This window comes from Neorhizobium tomejilense (genome assembly GCF_964254135.1).
GTDB classification, from domain to species: Bacteria; Pseudomonadota; Alphaproteobacteria; order Rhizobiales; family Rhizobiaceae; genus Neorhizobium; species Neorhizobium tomejilense.
The window spans coordinates 1,389,090-1,405,522 of sequence record NZ_CAXUSO020000001.1; the positions used below are offsets into that span (position 1 = coordinate 1,389,090).

Here is a 16,433-nt window from a genome sequence, read left to right on the forward strand (position 1 = left end):
CTTACCTCTCCACCAGGGCCATTTTGGAGTTGAACCAGTTCATGAACAGCGAGGTCGTGATACTGATGCTGAGATAAACGACGAGCCAGATCGACACCACTTCGATCGCCTGTCCGGTCTGGTTCATCGTCGTGCCGCCGGTGGCGACCAGTTCCGGAAAGCCTACCGCAATGCCAAGCGACGAGTTTTTCGTGAGGTTGAGATATTGGCTGGTGAGCGGCGGGATGATGACGCGCATCGCCTGCGGCACGACGACGAGGCGGGTCGTGGTGGCGGGCTGCAATCCGAGTGCTGCCGCCGCTTCGCTTTGCCCCTTGGCGACGGCCCGGATGCCGGCGCGGATCGTCTCGGCGATGAACGAGGCCGTATAGAAGGACAGGGCCAGGTAGAGAGCCACGAATTCCGGCGCGATCACTGATCCGCCCGACAGGTTGAAGCGGCCGGCGATCGGGAAATCGAACGTCAGCGGAGCGCCAACGGCAAGGAAGGTGAGGACCGGCAGGCCGACGATCAATCCGATGGCCGTCCAGATCGTGTGGAACTGCTGGCCGGTGCGCATCTGCCGTTGCTTTGCCCAGCGCGCCACGATGAACGTCGCAACGATGGCGATCAGCAACGCAAGGGGGATGACCCATGCGGTATCACCCCAGACGGGTCTCGGGAAGGCGAGGCCGCGGTTGTTGAGCACCATGCCAAGCGGCAGTTTGAGCGAGTCTCGAACCTGCGGCAGCGACGAAAGCACGCCCTTGTACCAGAAGAAGATGATCAGCAGCACCGGAATGTTGCGGAAGACTTCCACATAGACGGTGCAGAGTTTCGCGATCAGCCAGTTCTTCGAGAGACGGCCGATGCCTATGATGAAGCCGATGGTCGTGGCGGTGATGATGCCGAAAAACGCCACCAGGATCGTATTGAGGAAGCCGACGAGGATGGCGCGCCCGTAGGTCGAATCGCTTGAATAGTCGATCAGGGAGGCGCCGATGTCGAAACCGGCGCGGCCTTTCAGGAACTGATATCCGGAAGCGGTGCCTGAACGCGCAAGGTTGGCGACGGTGTTGTCGAAAATCGACCAGCCGATGCCGACGACGATGACGAGCGTTAGGACCTGGAAAAAAATACCCCGGATCTTGGGGTCGTAAACGTAGGATCTGAGAGTTCGCGCTTCGGAAGGCGCAATTGCAGCGTGATCTGTCATGCTGGCCTTTTCCCCTGTGACCTCATTTTTGAGGTCTTTTTCTTTTTATGCGTTTTTCTTTTATGCCGGGGGATAAGGCGGCAGCGGCCGCCTTATCCCGTCGTGGTCTGGCCGATTACCGAACCGGCGGAGCGTATTGCAGGCCGCCCTTGGTCCAGAGCGCGTTCAGGCCACGCTGGATCTTGAGGGGGGTGTTCTGGCCGATGTTGCGCTCGAACACTTCGCCGTAGTTACCGACGGCCTTGATGATGTTGTAGGCCCAGTCGTTGGTCAGGCCGAGGTCGGTACCGATCTTGGTATCCTTCTCGATGCCGAGGAAGCGGCGGACGTCCGGGTTGGTGGAGGACTTGCGGATGTCGTCGACATTTGCCTTGGTGATGCCGAATTCTTCAGCCTGCACCAGCGCGTAATGCGTCCACGAAACGATGTCGAACCACTGGTCGTCGCCCTGGCGAACGGCCGGGCCGAGCGGCTCCTTGGAGATGATTTCCGGCAGAATGATGTGCTCATCCGGGTTCGAAAGCGACAGGCGCAGCGAATAGAGGCCGGACTGGTCGGTCGTGTAAACGTCGCAACGGCCTTCCTGGTAGGCCTGGTTCACTTCCGGCAGCTTTTCGTAGACGACCGGCTTGTACTCAAGCTTGTTGGCCTTGAAGTAGTCGGCGAGGTTGAGCTCGGTGGTGGTGCCGGACTGAACGCAGACGGCAGCGCCGGAAAGCTCCAGAGCCGACTTCACGTTGAGGCTCTTCGGTACCATGAAGCCCTGACCGTCGTAATAGTTGACGGTACGGAAGTTGAAGCCGAGCGCGGTATCGCGGTTGATCGTCCAGGTCGTGTTGCGGAAGAGGACATCGCCTTCGCCCGACTGCAGTGCCGTGAAGCGGGTCTGCGAGGTGGTCGGGGTGTATTTGGTCTTCGTTGCGTCATTAAAAAGGGCAGCAGCAAGGGCTTTGCAGTAGTCAACGTCGAAGCCGGACCAATTGCCCGATGCGTCCGGTGCGGCAAAGCCGGCGAGACCGGTGTTGACGACGCACTGAACGAAACCCTTGGACTTGACGGTATCAAGCGTGGCGGCCGATGCCGCCGATGCGAAGCCAAGGACCGCTGCGCCAATCGCGGCTGACAGAAGCGTCTTTTTCATTTTCCCAACCTTTATCTGTGGTTTTCTGTGACTTGATGGAACCGGGCCGCTCCCCTGTCTTATCGAATACGGCCGGCCGCCCGCGAACCCTCCCGGTGCAGGCGCCGCTATCTCATTCGCAAAACAACGCAGGGTCAAGTGTCGCCTTTTCGAATTGCGTCTGAAATGAGGTAAATTCGTTAACCCGGCTCAGAAAACGCTCATTTACTTAAAGTTTGGGCAGCGCGTGATCAAAAGAGGTGCGTTTTCCGTGATGTGGCAGGCGACCTGATGTCTCTGCTTCAGGCTCCTTTCGCGGGGTTGACCGGGCCTTGCTCCGGCGGCAAAACTTTGCGCCTCAATTGCCAACGAAAGCTCTCCCCGACATGAAAAAGACGAACGAGTCCCTGTTCACCGGCGCTGGCCCCAACACGCGTCTCGCCCATATGGGCAACGACCCGTCCGATTACCACGGCTTCGTCAATCCGCCCGTCGTTCACGCTTCGACCGTGTTGTTTCCCGACGCGGCGACGATGGAGAAGCGGGCCCAGAAATACACCTACGGGACCCGCAGCACGCCGACCACCGATGCGCTTTGCGCGGCACTCGACGAATTGGAGGGCTCGGCCGGGACCATCCTCGTTCCCTCGGGACTGGCAGCGATTTCGGTGCCGTTTCTTGCCTATCTCTCGGCTGGCGACCATGCTCTGATCGTCGATTCCGTCTACACGCCATGCCGTCATTTCTGCAACACGATGCTGACGCGCCTCGGCGTCGCGGTCGAGTATTACGATCCGGAAATCGGCGCCGGTATCGAAGCTCTGATCAAGCCGAACACCAAGCTTATCCATACGGAAGCGCCGGGCTCCAACACCATGGAGATGCAGGATATCAGGGCGATCGCAGAGGTGGCCCACCGGCACGATTGCGTCGTCACGATGGACAATACCTGGGCGACGCCGCTTTATTTCCGGCCGCTCGATTTCGGGGTCGACGTGTCGATCCATGCGACGACGAAATATCCGTCCGGCCACTCGGACATCATCATGGGTTCGGTATCGGCCAACGCCAAGCATTGGCCCAAGCTCGAGGAAGCCCGCCTTGCGCTCGGCATCTGCGGCTCACCGGATGATTCCTACCAAATCCTGCGCGGCCTGCGCACCATGGGCGTGCGTCTCGAACATCATCAGAAGAGCGCGCTCGATATCGCCACATGGCTGGAGGGCCGCGACGATGTCGCACGCGTCCTGCACCCGGCACTGCCGAGCTTCCCCGGCCACGCGATCTGGAAGCGCGATTTCAAGGGCGCTAGCGGCGTCTTCTCCTTCGTGCTGAAGGCGCAGGGCGACAGGGCGAAAGCCAAGGCGCATGCTTTCCTGGATGCGCTGTCCTTCTTCGGCCTCGGTTACTCCTGGGGCGGTTACGAGAGCCTCGCGGTGCCGGTCAACCTGTCGGACCGCACCATCCGCAAGGCGCCGCCGGAAGGCCCGGTCATTCGCCTGCAGATCGGCCTCGAAGACGTGGCGGACCTCAAGAAGGACCTGGAAATCGGCTTCGCGGCAGCGGCCGAGATCTGATCACCGCGCCTTGAAGCCGTAAAGCCAGTCGAAATCCGCCGCAAGCGAATGCGGCGGACGCAGCGACAGGACGATGTCTCGGCCGAGCCGGATCGGGCCGCGGGCGTGATAGGCGAAGCGGTTGAACAGGCCGCGGGCGCGAACCTTGGCGATCCGCCCCGTACGTTCGCTTTCGAAATCGGCGAGCGCCTGCGCAAGGGGCAGGGGGCCGGCGATCCGGTTTGCGAGCACGAACGCGTCCTCGATCGCCATCGATGCGCCCTGGGCCGCAAACGGCATCATCGCATGCGCCGCATCGCCGATCAGCACCATGTCGTGACCGTTGTGCCAGCGCCCGGCACTCACCTCGTAAAGCGGCCAGAAGGTCGGCTGTTCGGCTCTTTCGATCAGTTGAACGATGCGCCGGTCCCAGCGATGGAACTGGCCGAGCAGCATGCGCCGCTGCGCATCGCCGGCTTGCGCATCCCAGGTCTTGCCGGGGCTGATGCCGGAGGCGATTGCGACGATGTTGAACCCGTCGATCTCCTTGAGCGGGTAGGCAACCGCATGGGTCGAGGGCCCGAGAAAGGCGGTGACTTGGCCCGCGTCCAGCCAGTCGGGTCTGGCGCTGCCGGGAATTGTGAAGCGCCAGGCGACATTGCGCGAAAAATCCGGCTCCGGGCTGTCCGGTATGTCGGCGCGCAGATTGGACCAGACGCCGTCGGCGCCAACGATCAGGGGATAGGTTCTGCCAGTGATTCCGGCCAGCGTCCCGCGCGGATCCTCGCGGACAGGCGTATCCAGATGGATGCTGCAGAGCGGGCTTTGTTCGACAGCCTCAAGCAGCGCGTTTTGAAGCGTCGCACGATGCAGGACCCCATAGGGCGCACCCCAGCGCTCGCGGGCAAAATGCCCGGTCGGCACATGCGCAAGCGGTCTGAGCGATGTCCCCGAAACGAGCGCAATCCGCTCCGGCTCGGTCCAGACGGCTTCGAGCGCGGGCAGGACGCCGAGTTCGGAGAGCACGTGCGAAGCGTTCGGCGATATCTGCAGGCCGGCGCCGACCTCGATCAGGGCGGCCGCTTCCTCGAAAACGTCGCAGGCTATGCCGTGGCGGGCGAAGGCGAGCGCAGCCGTCAGCCCGGCCATGCCGGCACCGATGATCGCTACTCTTTCGATGGACATATCAGATGCCGATCAGGCGGCCTTGACGTGGAAGACGCAGCCCGGCGGGTCGGTCTGTTCGGCCTTCAGCGACGGATTGTAGCGGTAGAGGGTCGAGCAGTAGGAGCAGACCTTTTCGTTGTCGTCGCCCATGTCGATGAAAATGTGCGGATGATCGAAGGGAACCGAAGCGCCGGTGCACATGAATTCCTTGACGCCGATCTGGATCAAGCGATGCCCGCCGTCGTTCTGGAAGTGGGGAATGCTGTGCCCGGCCATGATGGTCTCCGATACTTGAATGCGGCGTGTCTGATTTGCGCCGGACATTAGCCGCCCGCTTGGCGATTGTGTAGTGGGAAAACCGCCGCAGGCGCGTCGATTTCGTGTCGGGCACGGGTTCAAACGCCGCGGTTCATCCCTTATGTTCCCGGCGTCAATGAGGACTGCCCCGATGAATCTCAACGCGCCTGCCTTCTCCAAGTTTTCCCGCGAGGGTTTCGATCTTGCCTATTTCGACGAAGGCGATCCGTCGGGCGATCCGGTGCTGCTCATCCACGGGTTTGCCTCGAGCGCGCTAGTCAACTGGGTGCATCCGGGTTGGCTGAAGACGCTCGGCGACGCGGGTTACAGGGTAATCGCTATGGACAATCGCGGGCATGGGGCAAGCGACAAGCCGCTCGACCCGGAAGCCTATCGGCCATGGGTGATGGCCGAGGATTCGATGGCGCTCCTCGATCACCTGAGAATCCCGGAAGCGCATGTCTTCGGTTATTCGATGGGCGCACGCATCTCGGTCTTTTCCGCACTCGCCCATCCGCATCGGGTACGTTCCCTGGTTTTGGGAGGTCTCGGCATCGGCATGACCGACGGGGTAGGGGATTGGGACCCGATCGCAGACGCCTTGCTTGCCCCGTCGCTCGAGGGCGTCAGCCATGCCCGCGGCCGGATGTTCCGCGCCTTTGCCGACCAGACGAAGAGCGACAGGCAGGCCCTGGCCGCCTGTATCCGTGGCTCGCGGGATCTGGTGACCCGCGCGGACATGGGGCGGATCGACGCGCCGACCCTGATCGGGGTCGGAACCACGGACGACATCGCCGGTTCCGCGCAGGAGTTGGCCGCCTTGATGCCACACGCGATTGCCCTCGATATTCCGGGCCGCGACCACATGCTCGCGGTTGGCGACCGGGTGTTCAAGAAGGCGGTTCTCGACTTCTACGCGGAACTCTCGGCAAGGCCGTAGGTTTCTTCATTCTAACGATCAACGGAATGCGATTTTGCGCCCATTGGTCTCGGCGTAAACTTATTCTATATACTGGCCTTGGAAAGCTCTGCCATACGGCAAACGAGGAGACGGCGATGGCCGCAAGAACTGAAATCCGCCAGGAGCAGGTCGCAACGATGGATCCCATCTGGGATACGTTGCGCCAGGAGGCGCGCGCGGCAACCGAGCAGGACCCGCTGCTCGCCGCATTTCTGTATTCTGCCGTGCTCAACCATCGCTCGCTCGAGGAATGCGTCGTGCACCGCATCTGCGAGCGCCTCGCTCATGCGGATATACCGGACGTCCTTCTGCGCCAGACCTTCATGGAAATGCTGGCCGACTGGCCGGAATGGGGCGCGATCATGCGCGTCGACATCCAGGCCGTCTACGACCGCGATCCGGCCTGCCTGCGTTTCATGGAGCCGGTCCTTTATTTCAAGGGGTTCCACGCGATCCAGGCGCACCGCCTGGCGCATTGGTTGTTCAACCGCGGCCGCCGCGATTTTGCGCTCTATCTGCAGAGCCGCTCCTCGTCCGTCTTCCAGACGGACATCAACCCGGCAGCCCGGATCGGCAAGGGCATCTTCCTCGACCACGCCACCGGCCTCGTGGTCGGCGAGACGGCTGTCATCGGCGACAATGTTTCGATCCTGCATGGGGTGACGCTCGGCGGCACCGGCAAGGAAGGCGCCGACCGCCATCCGAAGATCGCCAACGGCGTCCTCATCGGTGCCGGCGCCAAGATCCTCGGCAATATCGAGGTAGGGTCATGCTCGCGCGTCGCCGCGGGCTCGGTGGTCCTGAAGGCCGTACCGCCGAAGTCGACCGTCGCCGGCGTGCCGGCAAAGGTGGTCGGGAGTGCTGGGTGTTCGGAACCGTCGCGCCTGATGGACCAGCTTCTCGGTGCCGACGACTGATTCGTCTGCGTTTGCCCGCCGCTTGCCGATGTTTGGGGTTCGCTGAACATCAGCCCCACGGAACATCGCAAAAGAGCGGCAAAGGCTACTTCTGGCGGCTTTACTTTCGCCTTTGTCCCATGCCAAAAGCGCCGCAACCGAGAACCGCTGACGGAGAGAAACGTGAAACCGGACGAAATCAAAAAGCTCGACGCCTATTTCAAGCGCGTGATCAATCCGCAGGCGATCGTCAAGGCGCGTCCGCGCAAGGACGACTCGGCCGAAGTCTACCTCGGCGACGAGTTTCTTGGCGTCGTCTATATCGATGACGAGGATGGCGACCGCTCCTACAATTTTTCCATGGCGATCCTGGAGGTCGATCTCTGATCGTTCCAGTCACGCGACTTCAAGGCGGGCTGACAGGCCCGCTTTTTGATTCGTGCGGAGCGACTGCCGGGAAAGAAAATGGCTGCGACGTTTTTGCACGGTTGGCTGCGATCCGCTGATATATCTTCGCAAAATCAGAAGCCTGAATCCATCTATGCATTTGCATGAATCCTGTTGCAACCAAAAGTAATTTTGCGGCGCACAAATCAGCCTTGACTTTTATCGGCACGCCGCTTTCTATCAGCGCATCCGAATAGAACAAAGGGACCGGCGATGTTCAATTTCGATGAGGCCAGCAAGAAGAGCAAGGAAGCGATGGACGGAATGCTGAAGAGCTATTCCGAGATCGCCAAGGGTTATCAGGCGATCGCCACCGAAGCGACCGACTATTCCAAGAAGTCTTTCCAGGACATGACGGGTTTCATGGAAGCGCTCGCTTCCACCCGCAGCGTCGAAGCGGCGTTCGAACTCCAGACCAAATACGCGAAATCGGCTTATGAAAGCTTCATTGCCGAGTCGACCAAGATTACCGACATGTATGCCGATCTCGCCAAGACGGCCTACAAGCCCTACGAAGCGCCGGTCGCCAAGTCGACCGCCGTGGTGACCGCAAACGCCGCTTAGCGCGCATAGCGACCCCTCCAAGCGACGCCTTCACGATAGAAGGCCGGCGGCGTTCAGCGCTGCCGGCCTTTTTGATTCATGCCAATGCGGAAATACCCGACTTTCGGCATGTTCCATCATCTCTTTAGCGTAATAGTGATTGCGTGGCCGCAAAGGGGGCTTAAAATCCGCGTTCAATGAACTAAGTTAGGAAGACAAAAGTCCGGCCGTTCGGCCATTCGGACGAACCCGCCGGATGACTGGGGAATGAATGAAGATGATCGCACTGCCGATCTTGATGCAAGCTGAAAAGGGTGGCGACGGAGACAACGCAAATCGCGGTACCTCGGTCATCACGCGCACGAAGCCGAAAACAAAGAAGCCCAACCTCTACCGCGTACTGCTGTTGAATGACGATTATACGCCGATGGAGTTCGTCATCCACATTCTGGAACGTTTCTTTCAGAAGGACAGGGAGGCAGCGACGCGTATCATGCTCCACGTCCACAATCACGGCGTGGGGGAATGCGGAATATTTACATATGAAGTAGCGGAAACCAAAGTGTCCCAGGTCATGGACTTCGCCCGGCAACACCAGCATCCGCTGCAATGTGTCATGGAAAAGAAGTGAGGAACCCGACGTGCCAACATTTTCGCCTAGTCTAGAAAAGGCGCTGCATCAGGCACTGACCTTTGCCAACGAGCGGCATCACGAATATGCCACGCTCGAGCACCTGCTTTTGGCGTTGATCGACGATGCCGACGCAGCCGCGGTCATGGGCGCTTGTAACGTCAATTTGGAAACGCTGCGCAAGACCGTCACCGACTATGTCGATAATGAACTTGCCAACCTGATCACCGGTTATGATGAGGATTCGAAGCCGACCTCCGGCTTCCAGCGCGTTATCCAGCGCGCCGTCATCCACGTCCAGTCCTCGGGCCGCGAGGAAGTGACCGGCGCCAACGTTCTCGTCGCGATCTTCGCGGAACGGGAAAGCCATGCGGCCTTTTTCCTGCAGGAGCAGGAAATGACCCGCTACGACGCGGTCAACTACATTTCTCACGGCATCGGCAAGCGCGCGGGCACCTCCCAGACCCGCACGCCGCGCGGCGCCGAAGACAGCGAGCCGGAAGCCAAACCCTCCGCCCGCGACCAGGAGGAAGGTTCCGCCAAGAAGCCGCAGGATGCCCTCAAGGCCTATTGCGTCAACCTGAACGAAAAGGCCCGCGATGGCCGGATCGACCCGCTGATCGGCCGCCATGCCGAAGTCAACCGCACGATCCAGATCCTGTGCCGCCGTTCCAAGAACAACCCGCTCTACGTGGGTGATCCGGGCGTCGGCAAGACGGCGATCGCCGAAGGCCTCGCCAAGCGGATCATCGAAGGCAAGGTGCCGGAGGCGCTCGCCGACGCCACCATCTTCTCGCTCGACATGGGCACGCTCTTGGCTGGCACCCGTTATCGCGGCGATTTCGAGGAACGCCTGAAGCAGGTCGTCAAGGAACTCGAAGAGTATCCGGGTGCGGTTCTGTTCATCGACGAGATCCACACCGTCATCGGCGCCGGGGCCACCTCCGGCGGCGCGATGGATGCCTCGAACCTGTTGAAGCCGGCTCTGTCCTCGGGCTCGATCCGCTGCATCGGTTCGACCACCTACAAGGAATACCGCCAGTTCTTCGAAAAGGACCGGGCTCTGGTTCGCCGCTTCCAGAAGATCGACGTCAATGAGCCGTCGATCGAGGATGCGATCGAGATCATGAAGGGCCTGAAGCCTTATTTCGAGGACTATCACAAGCTGCGTTACACCAACGAGGCGATCAAGTCGGCCGTCGAACTGTCGGCCCGCTACATCTCCGACCGCAAGCTTCCGGACAAGGCGATCGACGTGATCGACGAGACCGGTGCGGCCCAGATGCTGCTGCCGGCATCCAAGCGCCGCAAGCTGATCACCGAGAAGGAGATCGAAGCGACGATCGCCACCATGGCGCGGATTCCGGCAAAGACCGTCTCCAAGGATGACGAGATGGTTCTCGCCAACCTGGAAAAGGAACTGCGTTCGGTCGTCTACGGCCAGGATGCGGCGATCGAAGCCCTGTCGACGGCGATCAAGCTCGCCCGTGCCGGCCTGCGCGAGCCGAACAAGCCGATCGGTTCCTACGTCTTCTCCGGCCCGACAGGCGTCGGCAAGACGGAAGTCGCCAAGCAGCTGGCCGCCTCGCTCGGCGTCGAGATACTGCGCTTCGACATGTCGGAATATATGGAACGCCACACGGTCTCGCGGCTGCTCGGCGCACCTCCCGGTTATGTCGGCTTCGACCAGGGCGGTCTCCTGACAGATGGCGTCGATCAGCATCCGCACTCGGTGGTCCTGCTCGACGAAATCGAGAAGGCGCATCCGGATATCTACAATATCCTGCTGCAGGTCATGGACCACGGTTCGCTGACCGACCACAACGGCAAGAAGATCGACTTCCGCAACGTGATCCTGATCATGACGACCAATGCGGGCGCGTCGGAAATGGCCAAGGCCGCCATCGGTTTCGGTTCGTCCAAGCGCACCGGCGAGGACGAAGAGGCGATCAACCGCCTGTTCACGCCGGAATTCCGCAACCGTCTCGATGCGATCATCCCGTTCGCACCGCTGCCGACCGAGGTCATCCATCAGGTCGTGCAGAAGTTCGTCATGCAGCTCGAGACTCAGCTTTCGGAACGCAACGTCACCTTCGACCTGCATCAGGATGCGATCGCCTGGCTGGCGGAAAAGGGTTACGACGAGAAGATGGGTGCCCGCCCGCTCTCGCGCGTCATCCAGGAATACATCAAGAAGCCGCTCGCCAACGAGATCCTGTTCGGCAAGCTGCGTAAGGGTGGCGTGGTTCGCGTTACCGTCGGCAAGGGCGAGGATGGCAAGGACAAGCTCATCCTCGACTCGATTTCCGAAGCGACGCCCGTGAAGCCGAAGCCGGAGGCCGAGGTGAAGGAGGCCGCCGAGGAAGCCGAGGCCAAGGTCACCAAGCCCAAGGCGCCGAAGAAGTCGGCGTCGAAGGACAAGGACGGCGGCTCGGCCCGGGCTCGCGCCATGGTCGACGCGGACGTGATCGCTTCGGAAGATGCGCCGAAGACGCCGCCGCGCAAGAGCACTACGGTGCCGCGCGTGCCGAAGAGCAAATAACAGTTTCGCACGGAACTCCTGCGATGCCGGGCTTGTCCCGGCATCGTCGTTTTGATGACGAGCCTTTTCCCATATCCGCCGGAATGCCGATGTCTCCAGACAGTGACGACCGCAACGCCCTATCCTGGTTTTTTACCGGCATGCGGGGCCTGCTTTCGCTTCCGGCCCTCATTCTCCTGACCTCGATCGTCGGTTTCAGCGCCTTTGCGCTGGAATCGGGGCTGACGCGCGCCGAGGCGGTCTTCATGTCGCTGGCGATCTGGGCGCTTCCGGCGCAGGTCATTCTGGTCGGCAGCATGGCGGGCGGCGCCAACATCGCAGCCTGTTTCCTCGCAGTCACGCTCTCCTCGATCCGCATGATGCCGATGGTCGCGTCGGTCGTCCCGGAAATGCGCACGCGGCGCACGCCGATCTGGCTGTTGCTGATCCTCTCGCATTTCATCGCCATCACGTCCTGGGTGTTCGCGATCACCACGCTGCGCAACGTGCCGCGCGAATACCGGGCGATCTATTTCGCCGGCTTCGGCGTGACTTTGACCTTGACGGGCACCCTTGTCGTCGGGGTCTTCTACGACATCGTTTCGGGCTTTCCGCCGGTTGTCGCGGGCATACTCTTCTTCCTGACGCCGGTCTATTTCAACGCTTCCATCTGGGTGAGCGCGCACCAGCCGGTGGTCAAGATCGCCTTCGTGATGGGGATGATCCTCGGCCCGACGCTGGCGCTGGTGACCCCGCAATTCGACGTGCTTTGCGCCGGCGTCGGTGGCGGAACGGCGGCCTATCTGATCGACAGGGCGCGTCGGAAGAGAAAGCGCGTCGGGCAGGAGGGCAGGCGATGATTGCCGAATACTGGACCTTCATCGTCATCGCGGTCGCCGGTTTCCTGGCGACCGATATCTGGCGCTGGCTCGGGGTTTTCACCGGCAACCGGTTGAACGAGGATTCCGAGGCGCTGTATTGGGTGAGGGCGGTGGCGACCTCGCTCGTCATGGCCGTCACCGCGAAGCTGATCGTCTTCCCGAACGGCACGCTCGCCGGCACACCGCTCTGGCTGAGGGTCGGGGCCGCCGGCATCGGGTTTGCCGTGTTCCTGGCGACCGGCCGCAAGGTCGGCATCGGTGTAGCGGTGCCCATGGCGCTTTTGGTCGCCGGTCTCTGGTGGATCGGGTTCTAGGGGTCAGTTGCCCAATTCGCCGATGATCTTCTCGGCATTTGCCGCCAGCACGTCATTATTCTCCATCTGGCCCGAATGGGGTTTCAACGGCTGTCCCTCGTAACGCGGGACGACGTGGAAATGCAGATGGTAGACCGTCTGTCCGGCGGCGGGTTCGTTGAACTGGATGACCGTGATGCCGTCCGCTTCGAAAGCCTCTTTAGCGGCCCTGGCGAGCTTCTGCACCACCGGGATCATCTTCGAAAGCACGGCAGGATCGGCATCGAGGATGTTGCGCGACGGGGCTTTCGGGACCACCAGAAGGTGACCGGGCGATTGCGGCATGACATCCATGAAGGCAAGGGTGTCGTCATCCTCGTAAACCCGGTGGCACGGGATCTCGCCGCGCAGGATTTTTCCGAAGATGTTGTTGCTGTCGTAAGCCTGTCCGCTCATCGTGATGTCCTCTCCTTAGTTTTGTCGGCCCGGTCTTTCCGAGCTCTAGTCCTGTTCCTGCTGGCGCTCGCCCTTGCGGAAAGGGCTGTGCTCGGCGAGATATTCCGTCATCTGCTCCACGTCTTCGCGCTCGTGCTCCAGATAGTCGGCGATCGCGCGCCTCAGTCCCGCATGGGCGATATAGTGCATCGAGTGGGTGGTGACAGGCAGGTAACCGCGCGCCAGCTTGTGTTCCCCTTGCGCGCCTGCTTCGACCCGCTTCAGGCCCTTCGCAAGCGCGAAGTCGATCGCCTGGTGGTAGCAGACCTCGAAATGCAGGAAGGGGTGGTCCTCGATACAACCCCAGTGCCGGCCGTAAAGCGCGTCCCCGCCGATGAAATTGATCGCGCCGGCGACGTATTTGCCCTCGCGCTTGGCCATCACCAGCAGGATGTCCTCGGGCATGCGCTCGCCGATCAGCGAATAGAACGCCCGGGTGAGATAGGGACGGCCCCATTTGCGCCCGCCGGTATCCATGTAGAAGGTAAAGAACTGGTCCCAGATGTCCTCTGTGAGGTCCTTGCCGGTCAGCCAGTCGATCGTAATGCCGTTTTCCAGGGCTGAGCGTCGTTCCTTCTTCAGCGCCTTGCGCTTGCGGGACGCGAGCGTCTCGAGGAACGCGTCGTGGTTCGCATAACCCTCGTTGATGAAATGGAACTGCTTGTCGGTGCGGTGCAGGTAGTCGGCCTCCTCGAAGGCTGCGACCTGGTCTTCCGCGACGAAGGTGACATGCGCGGACGAGATGCCAAGCTGGCGGGTCACCTCTTGGAGACCTGCGGCGAGCGTCAGCTCCGCCGATCCCCTGTCGTAACCGTCGCGGACGAGCAGGCGCGGTCCGCTCGCCGGCGTGAACGGCACGGTGCATTGCAGTTTCGGGTAATAACGCCCGCCGGCGCGTTCGAAAGCGTCGGCCCAGCCGTGGTCGAAGACATATTCGCCCTGGCTGTGGCTTTTCAGATAACCGGGGACCGCGCCGATCAGCGTGCCCTTGTCGTCTTCGAGAAGCAGATGGTGGCCGAGCCAGCCGGTCTTGGCGGTGGCCGAGCCCGATTCCTCCAGCGCCGAGAGAAAGGCGTGCGACAGGAACGGATTGTAGGGCACGTCCGAAGAGGACGACTTGGAAGTGCCCGAAAGACGCGACCAGCTTGCCGGGCTGATCGCGCAGAAGGAGTTTTCGATGCGGATGGTAAGATTGCCGGTCATACTCTGCTTTACAGGGAGGGGGAGGTTGCCTCCCGCGGATCAAAACCTTCGAAGGTCATCTGGTCCGCATATTTATAGGTATGTTCGCGGCCGTTTGCATCCCTCACGGTCCAGGTAATGACCGGAATTCCAGTCGCTCTCTGGGCTGTGACGAACGTGTTCGGCAGGTGGGGGTAGTGGTAGGAAATGAAGTCGAGGCCCAATTGCATGGCCTCGTCATGCTCGAAGAACTCCTCCGGCTTGTCGCCCATCGCCGTCAGGCCGAGCGGGTAGAGTGAGCCCGCGGTCTTCAGGTCGCGCAGGATGTGATAGTCGAAGCTCATCAGCGCCACCTTGCCCTGATAACCTTCGAGAACTTCGACTACCGCCTCGGCGAACCCGTCGTCCTCGCCGTCGCCTTCGCGCCCCTTGATCTCGATGACCAGGGGCACCTTGCCGGCGACGAGCGCGAGCATCTGCTTCAGGGTCGGGACCTTATCCTTAGTGCCGCCGACCGCGAGCATGCCGAGTTCGGCGGAGGTCTTTTCGCGGATGTCGCCCTTGATGCCGCAGAGCCGCTCGAGGTCGTGATCGTGAAAGATCACCGGAACGCTGTCGGCGGCAAGCTGCACGTCGCATTCGATCGCAAAGCCGGCTTCCACCGCGCGGGAAAACGCAGACAGGGTGTTTTCCCAGACCTGATGGTTCATGTCGTGATAGCCGCGATGGGCGACCGGGAGGTCCTTGATCCAGGATGCGGAGGTCATGCTTCGATCTCGATGATGGCGTCGATTTCGACGGAGGCGTTGAGGGGCAGGCAGGCCATGCCGACGGCGGCGCGGGCATGTTTGCCGGCATCGCCCAGCACGTTGGCGATCAGGTTAGAGGCGCCGTTGATGACGAGGTGCTGCTCGACGAAGTCAGGTGTCGACGCGACGAAGCCGTTGAGCTTCAAAACGCGGCGGATCCTGCCGAGATCGCCCCCGAGTGCCGCCTTCGCCTGGGCGAGGATGTTGATGGCGCAGAGTTCCGCTGCCCGTTGCGCGGCCGGCAAATCCACATCGCGGCCGACGAGGCCGGTTACCGCGACCTTGCCCCCTTCGATCGGCAATTGGCCGGAAAGATAAAGGGTATTGCCGCTGATCGTATATGGCACGTAATTGGCGGCGGGTGCTGCCGCGACGGGGAGCACGATCCCCAGTTCCTGCAGGCGGCCTTCGATGGCTCCGGTCATTTTCGACTCCCGTTTTGTTGTAAATTCCTCAAAAATCCTGCATCAAGGCCTTAGCTTGGTCAGATGGCGTTCTTATAACATCACCAACTGAGTCCAACAGGAGAATGTGAATGTTGCGAATGAGCCTCGGGGTGATCCTTGCCGGCGGTCTGAGCCTTGTGGCTGCCACCTCCGCGGACGCGAATACCGACGCTGCTGCCCGGCTGCTCGTTCCGCATCGCGCCATTTACGACCTGAAGCTCAAGAATGCCTCCGAACGTTCCGGCATCGAAGGCATGTTCGGCCGCATGGTCTATGAGTTCACCGGCTCGGCATGCACCGGTTTTTCCACCAATTTCCGGCTGGTCACCAAGATCAATACGGGCGAGGAGACCCGCCTCAGCGATCAGCAGACCACCACCTTCGAGGACATGGCCGCAAACCAGTTCCATTTCGAGACCAAGTCCTTCACCGACGAGCAGCTCGACAAGCAGCTGAGCGGCGATGCGTCGATCGTCGACAAGGGCATCAAGGTGGAAATCACCCAGCCCGACGGCCGTGAGATCCAATTGCCGTCGAGCGATTTTCCGACCAGCCATATGCTCGACGTCATCGCGAATGCCAAGCAGGGCAAGAGTTTCTTCGAGGCGCGGGTCTTCGACGGCTCTGAAAACGGCGACCAGGCGCTGCTGACCACGACGGTGATCGGCAAGTCGCAGACGGCGCAGACGGACGATATCGATGCCGACAAGGCCGGCGAATTTGCAAAGTCTTCCTTCTGGCCGGTGACGATCGCCTATTTCAACGAGAATGCGGTCGGCGACCCGACCCCGGTCTACAACATGTCGTTCAAGCTCTACGAAAACGGCATCACCCGCGATCTCACCATGGATTACGGCGACTTCGTGCTGTCCGGCAGCCTTGCCAAGCTGGAGCTCCTGAAGCCGCAGCAGGACCCGTGCCCGGCGCCGGCGAAATAGCCGTCCCTCGCTGACTGCCGGTCACTCGCCGGCACGCTGGGGGAATTTCGGAAAA

The 16,433-nt window shown here is 61.2% G+C and carries 19 protein-coding genes; 10 read left to right on the forward strand and 9 right to left on the reverse strand.

What is annotated here, in order from left to right; translation table 11 throughout:
* Position 1 precedes the first annotated feature (1 nt).
* Together ACSQ3G_RS07185 and ACSQ3G_RS07190 are read right to left on the reverse strand one after the other, a co-directional pair.
* Positions 2–1,195, reverse strand: a complete 1,194-nt coding sequence (locus ACSQ3G_RS07185) for an amino acid ABC transporter permease (RefSeq protein WP_436109520.1) — start codon at positions 1,193–1,195, stop codon at positions 2–4.
* 115 nt (positions 1,196–1,310) lie between these two features.
* Positions 1,311–2,336, reverse strand: coding sequence for an amino acid ABC transporter substrate-binding protein (locus ACSQ3G_RS07190; protein ID WP_105401235.1), 1,026 nt, complete (start codon positions 2,334–2,336; stop codon positions 1,311–1,313).
* 365 nt (positions 2,337–2,701) lie between these two features.
* On the opposite strand from ACSQ3G_RS07190, the gene ACSQ3G_RS07195 reads away from it, so the two are divergent.
* Complete coding sequence (locus ACSQ3G_RS07195; protein WP_436109521.1) at positions 2,702–3,892, forward strand: cystathionine beta-lyase; 1,191 nt, start codon at positions 2,702–2,704, stop codon at positions 3,890–3,892.
* On the opposite strand, the gene ACSQ3G_RS07200 is transcribed toward ACSQ3G_RS07195, so the two are convergent.
* Both ACSQ3G_RS07200 and ACSQ3G_RS07205 read right to left on the reverse strand, forming a co-directional pair.
* Positions 3,893–5,056: an FAD-dependent monooxygenase gene (locus tag ACSQ3G_RS07200; RefSeq protein ID WP_436109522.1), complete on the reverse strand. Its 1,164-nt coding sequence runs from the start codon at positions 5,054–5,056 to the stop codon at positions 3,893–3,895.
* A gap of 12 nt (positions 5,057–5,068) precedes the next feature.
* Positions 5,069–5,314 (reverse strand): zinc-finger domain-containing protein, encoded by a 246-nt coding sequence (locus tag ACSQ3G_RS07205; RefSeq protein WP_007758304.1) that lies wholly within the window; start codon positions 5,312–5,314, stop codon positions 5,069–5,071.
* A gap of 172 nt (positions 5,315–5,486) precedes the next feature.
* Between ACSQ3G_RS07205 and ACSQ3G_RS07210 the strand changes: the two genes are divergently transcribed.
* The 3 genes from ACSQ3G_RS07210 (at position 5,487) to ACSQ3G_RS07220 (ending at position 7,579) form a co-directional block, all read left to right on the forward strand.
* Entirely contained in the window at positions 5,487–6,275 is a 789-nt protein-coding gene (locus ACSQ3G_RS07210) for an alpha/beta fold hydrolase (protein ID WP_436109523.1), read from the forward strand.
* A 116-nt stretch (positions 6,276–6,391) separates the two neighbouring features.
* Positions 6,392–7,213, forward strand: a complete 822-nt coding sequence (cysE, locus tag ACSQ3G_RS07215; RefSeq protein WP_046637726.1) for a serine O-acetyltransferase — start codon at positions 6,392–6,394, stop codon at positions 7,211–7,213.
* Between the two features lie 162 nt (positions 7,214–7,375).
* Positions 7,376–7,579, forward strand: coding sequence for a DUF3126 family protein (locus ACSQ3G_RS07220; protein WP_037088580.1), 204 nt, complete (start codon positions 7,376–7,378; stop codon positions 7,577–7,579).
* Between the two features lie 19 nt (positions 7,580–7,598).
* Here the strand turns inward: ACSQ3G_RS07220 and ACSQ3G_RS07225 are convergent, their stop codons facing one another.
* Positions 7,599–7,841: a hypothetical protein gene (locus tag ACSQ3G_RS07225; protein WP_436109524.1), complete on the reverse strand. Its 243-nt coding sequence runs from the start codon at positions 7,839–7,841 to the stop codon at positions 7,599–7,601.
* Between the two features lie 11 nt (positions 7,842–7,852).
* Here ACSQ3G_RS07225 and ACSQ3G_RS07230 point away from each other — a divergent pair, with 11 nt between their 5' ends.
* From ACSQ3G_RS07230 to ACSQ3G_RS07250, 5 genes are all read left to right on the forward strand, one after another.
* Complete coding sequence (locus ACSQ3G_RS07230) at positions 7,853–8,203, forward strand: phasin family protein (protein WP_436109525.1); 351 nt, start codon at positions 7,853–7,855, stop codon at positions 8,201–8,203.
* Positions 8,204–8,459: 256 nt separating this feature from the next.
* Positions 8,460–8,813 (forward strand): ATP-dependent Clp protease adapter ClpS, encoded by a 354-nt coding sequence (clpS, locus tag ACSQ3G_RS07235; protein ID WP_007758328.1) that lies wholly within the window; start codon positions 8,460–8,462, stop codon positions 8,811–8,813.
* Positions 8,814–8,823: 10 nt separating this feature from the next.
* On the forward strand, positions 8,824–11,355 hold the full coding sequence (gene clpA / locus ACSQ3G_RS07240) for an ATP-dependent Clp protease ATP-binding subunit ClpA (protein WP_046669275.1): 2,532 nt from the start codon (positions 8,824–8,826) through the stop codon (positions 11,353–11,355).
* Between the two features lie 89 nt (positions 11,356–11,444).
* A complete protein-coding gene (locus ACSQ3G_RS07245; RefSeq protein ID WP_436109526.1) occupies positions 11,445–12,194 on the forward strand; it encodes an AzlC family ABC transporter permease in 750 nt (249 codons plus the stop codon).
* A complete protein-coding gene (locus tag ACSQ3G_RS07250; RefSeq protein WP_046637722.1) occupies positions 12,191–12,529 on the forward strand; it encodes an AzlD domain-containing protein in 339 nt (112 codons plus the stop codon). Before ACSQ3G_RS07245 ends, ACSQ3G_RS07250 begins: the two co-directional genes overlap by 4 nt.
* A gap of 3 nt (positions 12,530–12,532) precedes the next feature.
* On the opposite strand, the gene ACSQ3G_RS07255 is transcribed toward ACSQ3G_RS07250, so the two are convergent.
* Genes ACSQ3G_RS07255 through ACSQ3G_RS07270 form a run of 4 tightly spaced genes read right to left on the reverse strand, consistent with a single transcriptional unit; the run spans position 12,533 to position 15,419 of the window.
* On the reverse strand, positions 12,533–12,964 hold the full coding sequence (locus ACSQ3G_RS07255; RefSeq protein WP_436109527.1) for an HIT family protein: 432 nt from the start codon (positions 12,962–12,964) through the stop codon (positions 12,533–12,535).
* Positions 12,965–13,009: 45 nt separating this feature from the next.
* A complete protein-coding gene (locus tag ACSQ3G_RS07260; RefSeq protein WP_436109528.1) occupies positions 13,010–14,206 on the reverse strand; it encodes a GNAT family N-acetyltransferase in 1,197 nt (398 codons plus the stop codon).
* 8 nt (positions 14,207–14,214) lie between these two features.
* Complete coding sequence (locus tag ACSQ3G_RS07265; RefSeq protein ID WP_436109529.1) at positions 14,215–14,952, reverse strand: glycerophosphodiester phosphodiesterase; 738 nt, start codon at positions 14,950–14,952, stop codon at positions 14,215–14,217.
* Positions 14,949–15,419: a RidA family protein gene (locus ACSQ3G_RS07270; RefSeq protein ID WP_436109530.1), complete on the reverse strand. Its 471-nt coding sequence runs from the start codon at positions 15,417–15,419 to the stop codon at positions 14,949–14,951. The genes ACSQ3G_RS07265 and ACSQ3G_RS07270 overlap by 4 nt, the downstream gene beginning before the upstream one ends.
* A 110-nt stretch (positions 15,420–15,529) precedes the next feature.
* Between ACSQ3G_RS07270 and ACSQ3G_RS07275 the strand changes: the two genes are divergently transcribed.
* Positions 15,530–16,378, forward strand: a complete 849-nt coding sequence (locus ACSQ3G_RS07275; protein WP_436109531.1) for a cell envelope integrity EipB family protein — start codon at positions 15,530–15,532, stop codon at positions 16,376–16,378.
* The last annotated feature ends 55 nt before the right edge of the window (positions 16,379–16,433 follow it).

Excerpts from the sequence above, each read along its gene's own strand:
- ACSQ3G_RS07185 (WP_436109520.1), bottom strand. The coding sequence starts at position 1,195 with ATGACAGATCACGCTGCAATTGCGCCTTCCGAAGCGCGAACTCTCAGA.
- ACSQ3G_RS07190 (WP_105401235.1), bottom strand. The coding sequence starts at position 2,336 with ATGAAAAAGACGCTTCTGTCAGCCGCGATTGGCGCAGCGGTCCTTGGC.
- ACSQ3G_RS07195 (WP_436109521.1), top strand. The coding sequence starts at position 2,702 with ATGAAAAAGACGAACGAGTCCCTGTTCACCGGCGCTGGCCCCAACACG.
- ACSQ3G_RS07200 (WP_436109522.1), bottom strand. The coding sequence starts at position 5,056 with ATGTCCATCGAAAGAGTAGCGATCATCGGTGCCGGCATGGCCGGGCTG.
- ACSQ3G_RS07205 (WP_007758304.1), bottom strand. The coding sequence starts at position 5,314 with ATGGCCGGGCACAGCATTCCCCACTTCCAGAACGACGGCGGGCATCGC.
- ACSQ3G_RS07210 (WP_436109523.1), top strand. The coding sequence starts at position 5,487 with ATGAATCTCAACGCGCCTGCCTTCTCCAAGTTTTCCCGCGAGGGTTTC.
- cysE (WP_046637726.1), top strand. The coding sequence starts at position 6,392 with ATGGCCGCAAGAACTGAAATCCGCCAGGAGCAGGTCGCAACGATGGAT.
- ACSQ3G_RS07230 (WP_436109525.1), top strand. The coding sequence starts at position 7,853 with ATGTTCAATTTCGATGAGGCCAGCAAGAAGAGCAAGGAAGCGATGGAC.
- clpS (WP_007758328.1), top strand. The coding sequence starts at position 8,460 with ATGATCGCACTGCCGATCTTGATGCAAGCTGAAAAGGGTGGCGACGGA.
- ACSQ3G_RS07245 (WP_436109526.1), top strand. The coding sequence starts at position 11,445 with ATGTCTCCAGACAGTGACGACCGCAACGCCCTATCCTGGTTTTTTACC.
- ACSQ3G_RS07250 (WP_046637722.1), top strand. The coding sequence starts at position 12,191 with ATGATTGCCGAATACTGGACCTTCATCGTCATCGCGGTCGCCGGTTTC.
- ACSQ3G_RS07255 (WP_436109527.1), bottom strand. The coding sequence starts at position 12,964 with ATGAGCGGACAGGCTTACGACAGCAACAACATCTTCGGAAAAATCCTG.
- ACSQ3G_RS07260 (WP_436109528.1), bottom strand. The coding sequence starts at position 14,206 with ATGACCGGCAATCTTACCATCCGCATCGAAAACTCCTTCTGCGCGATC.
- ACSQ3G_RS07265 (WP_436109529.1), bottom strand. The coding sequence starts at position 14,952 with ATGACCTCCGCATCCTGGATCAAGGACCTCCCGGTCGCCCATCGCGGC.
- ACSQ3G_RS07270 (WP_436109530.1), bottom strand. The coding sequence starts at position 15,419 with ATGACCGGAGCCATCGAAGGCCGCCTGCAGGAACTGGGGATCGTGCTC.
- ACSQ3G_RS07275 (WP_436109531.1), top strand. The coding sequence starts at position 15,530 with ATGTTGCGAATGAGCCTCGGGGTGATCCTTGCCGGCGGTCTGAGCCTT.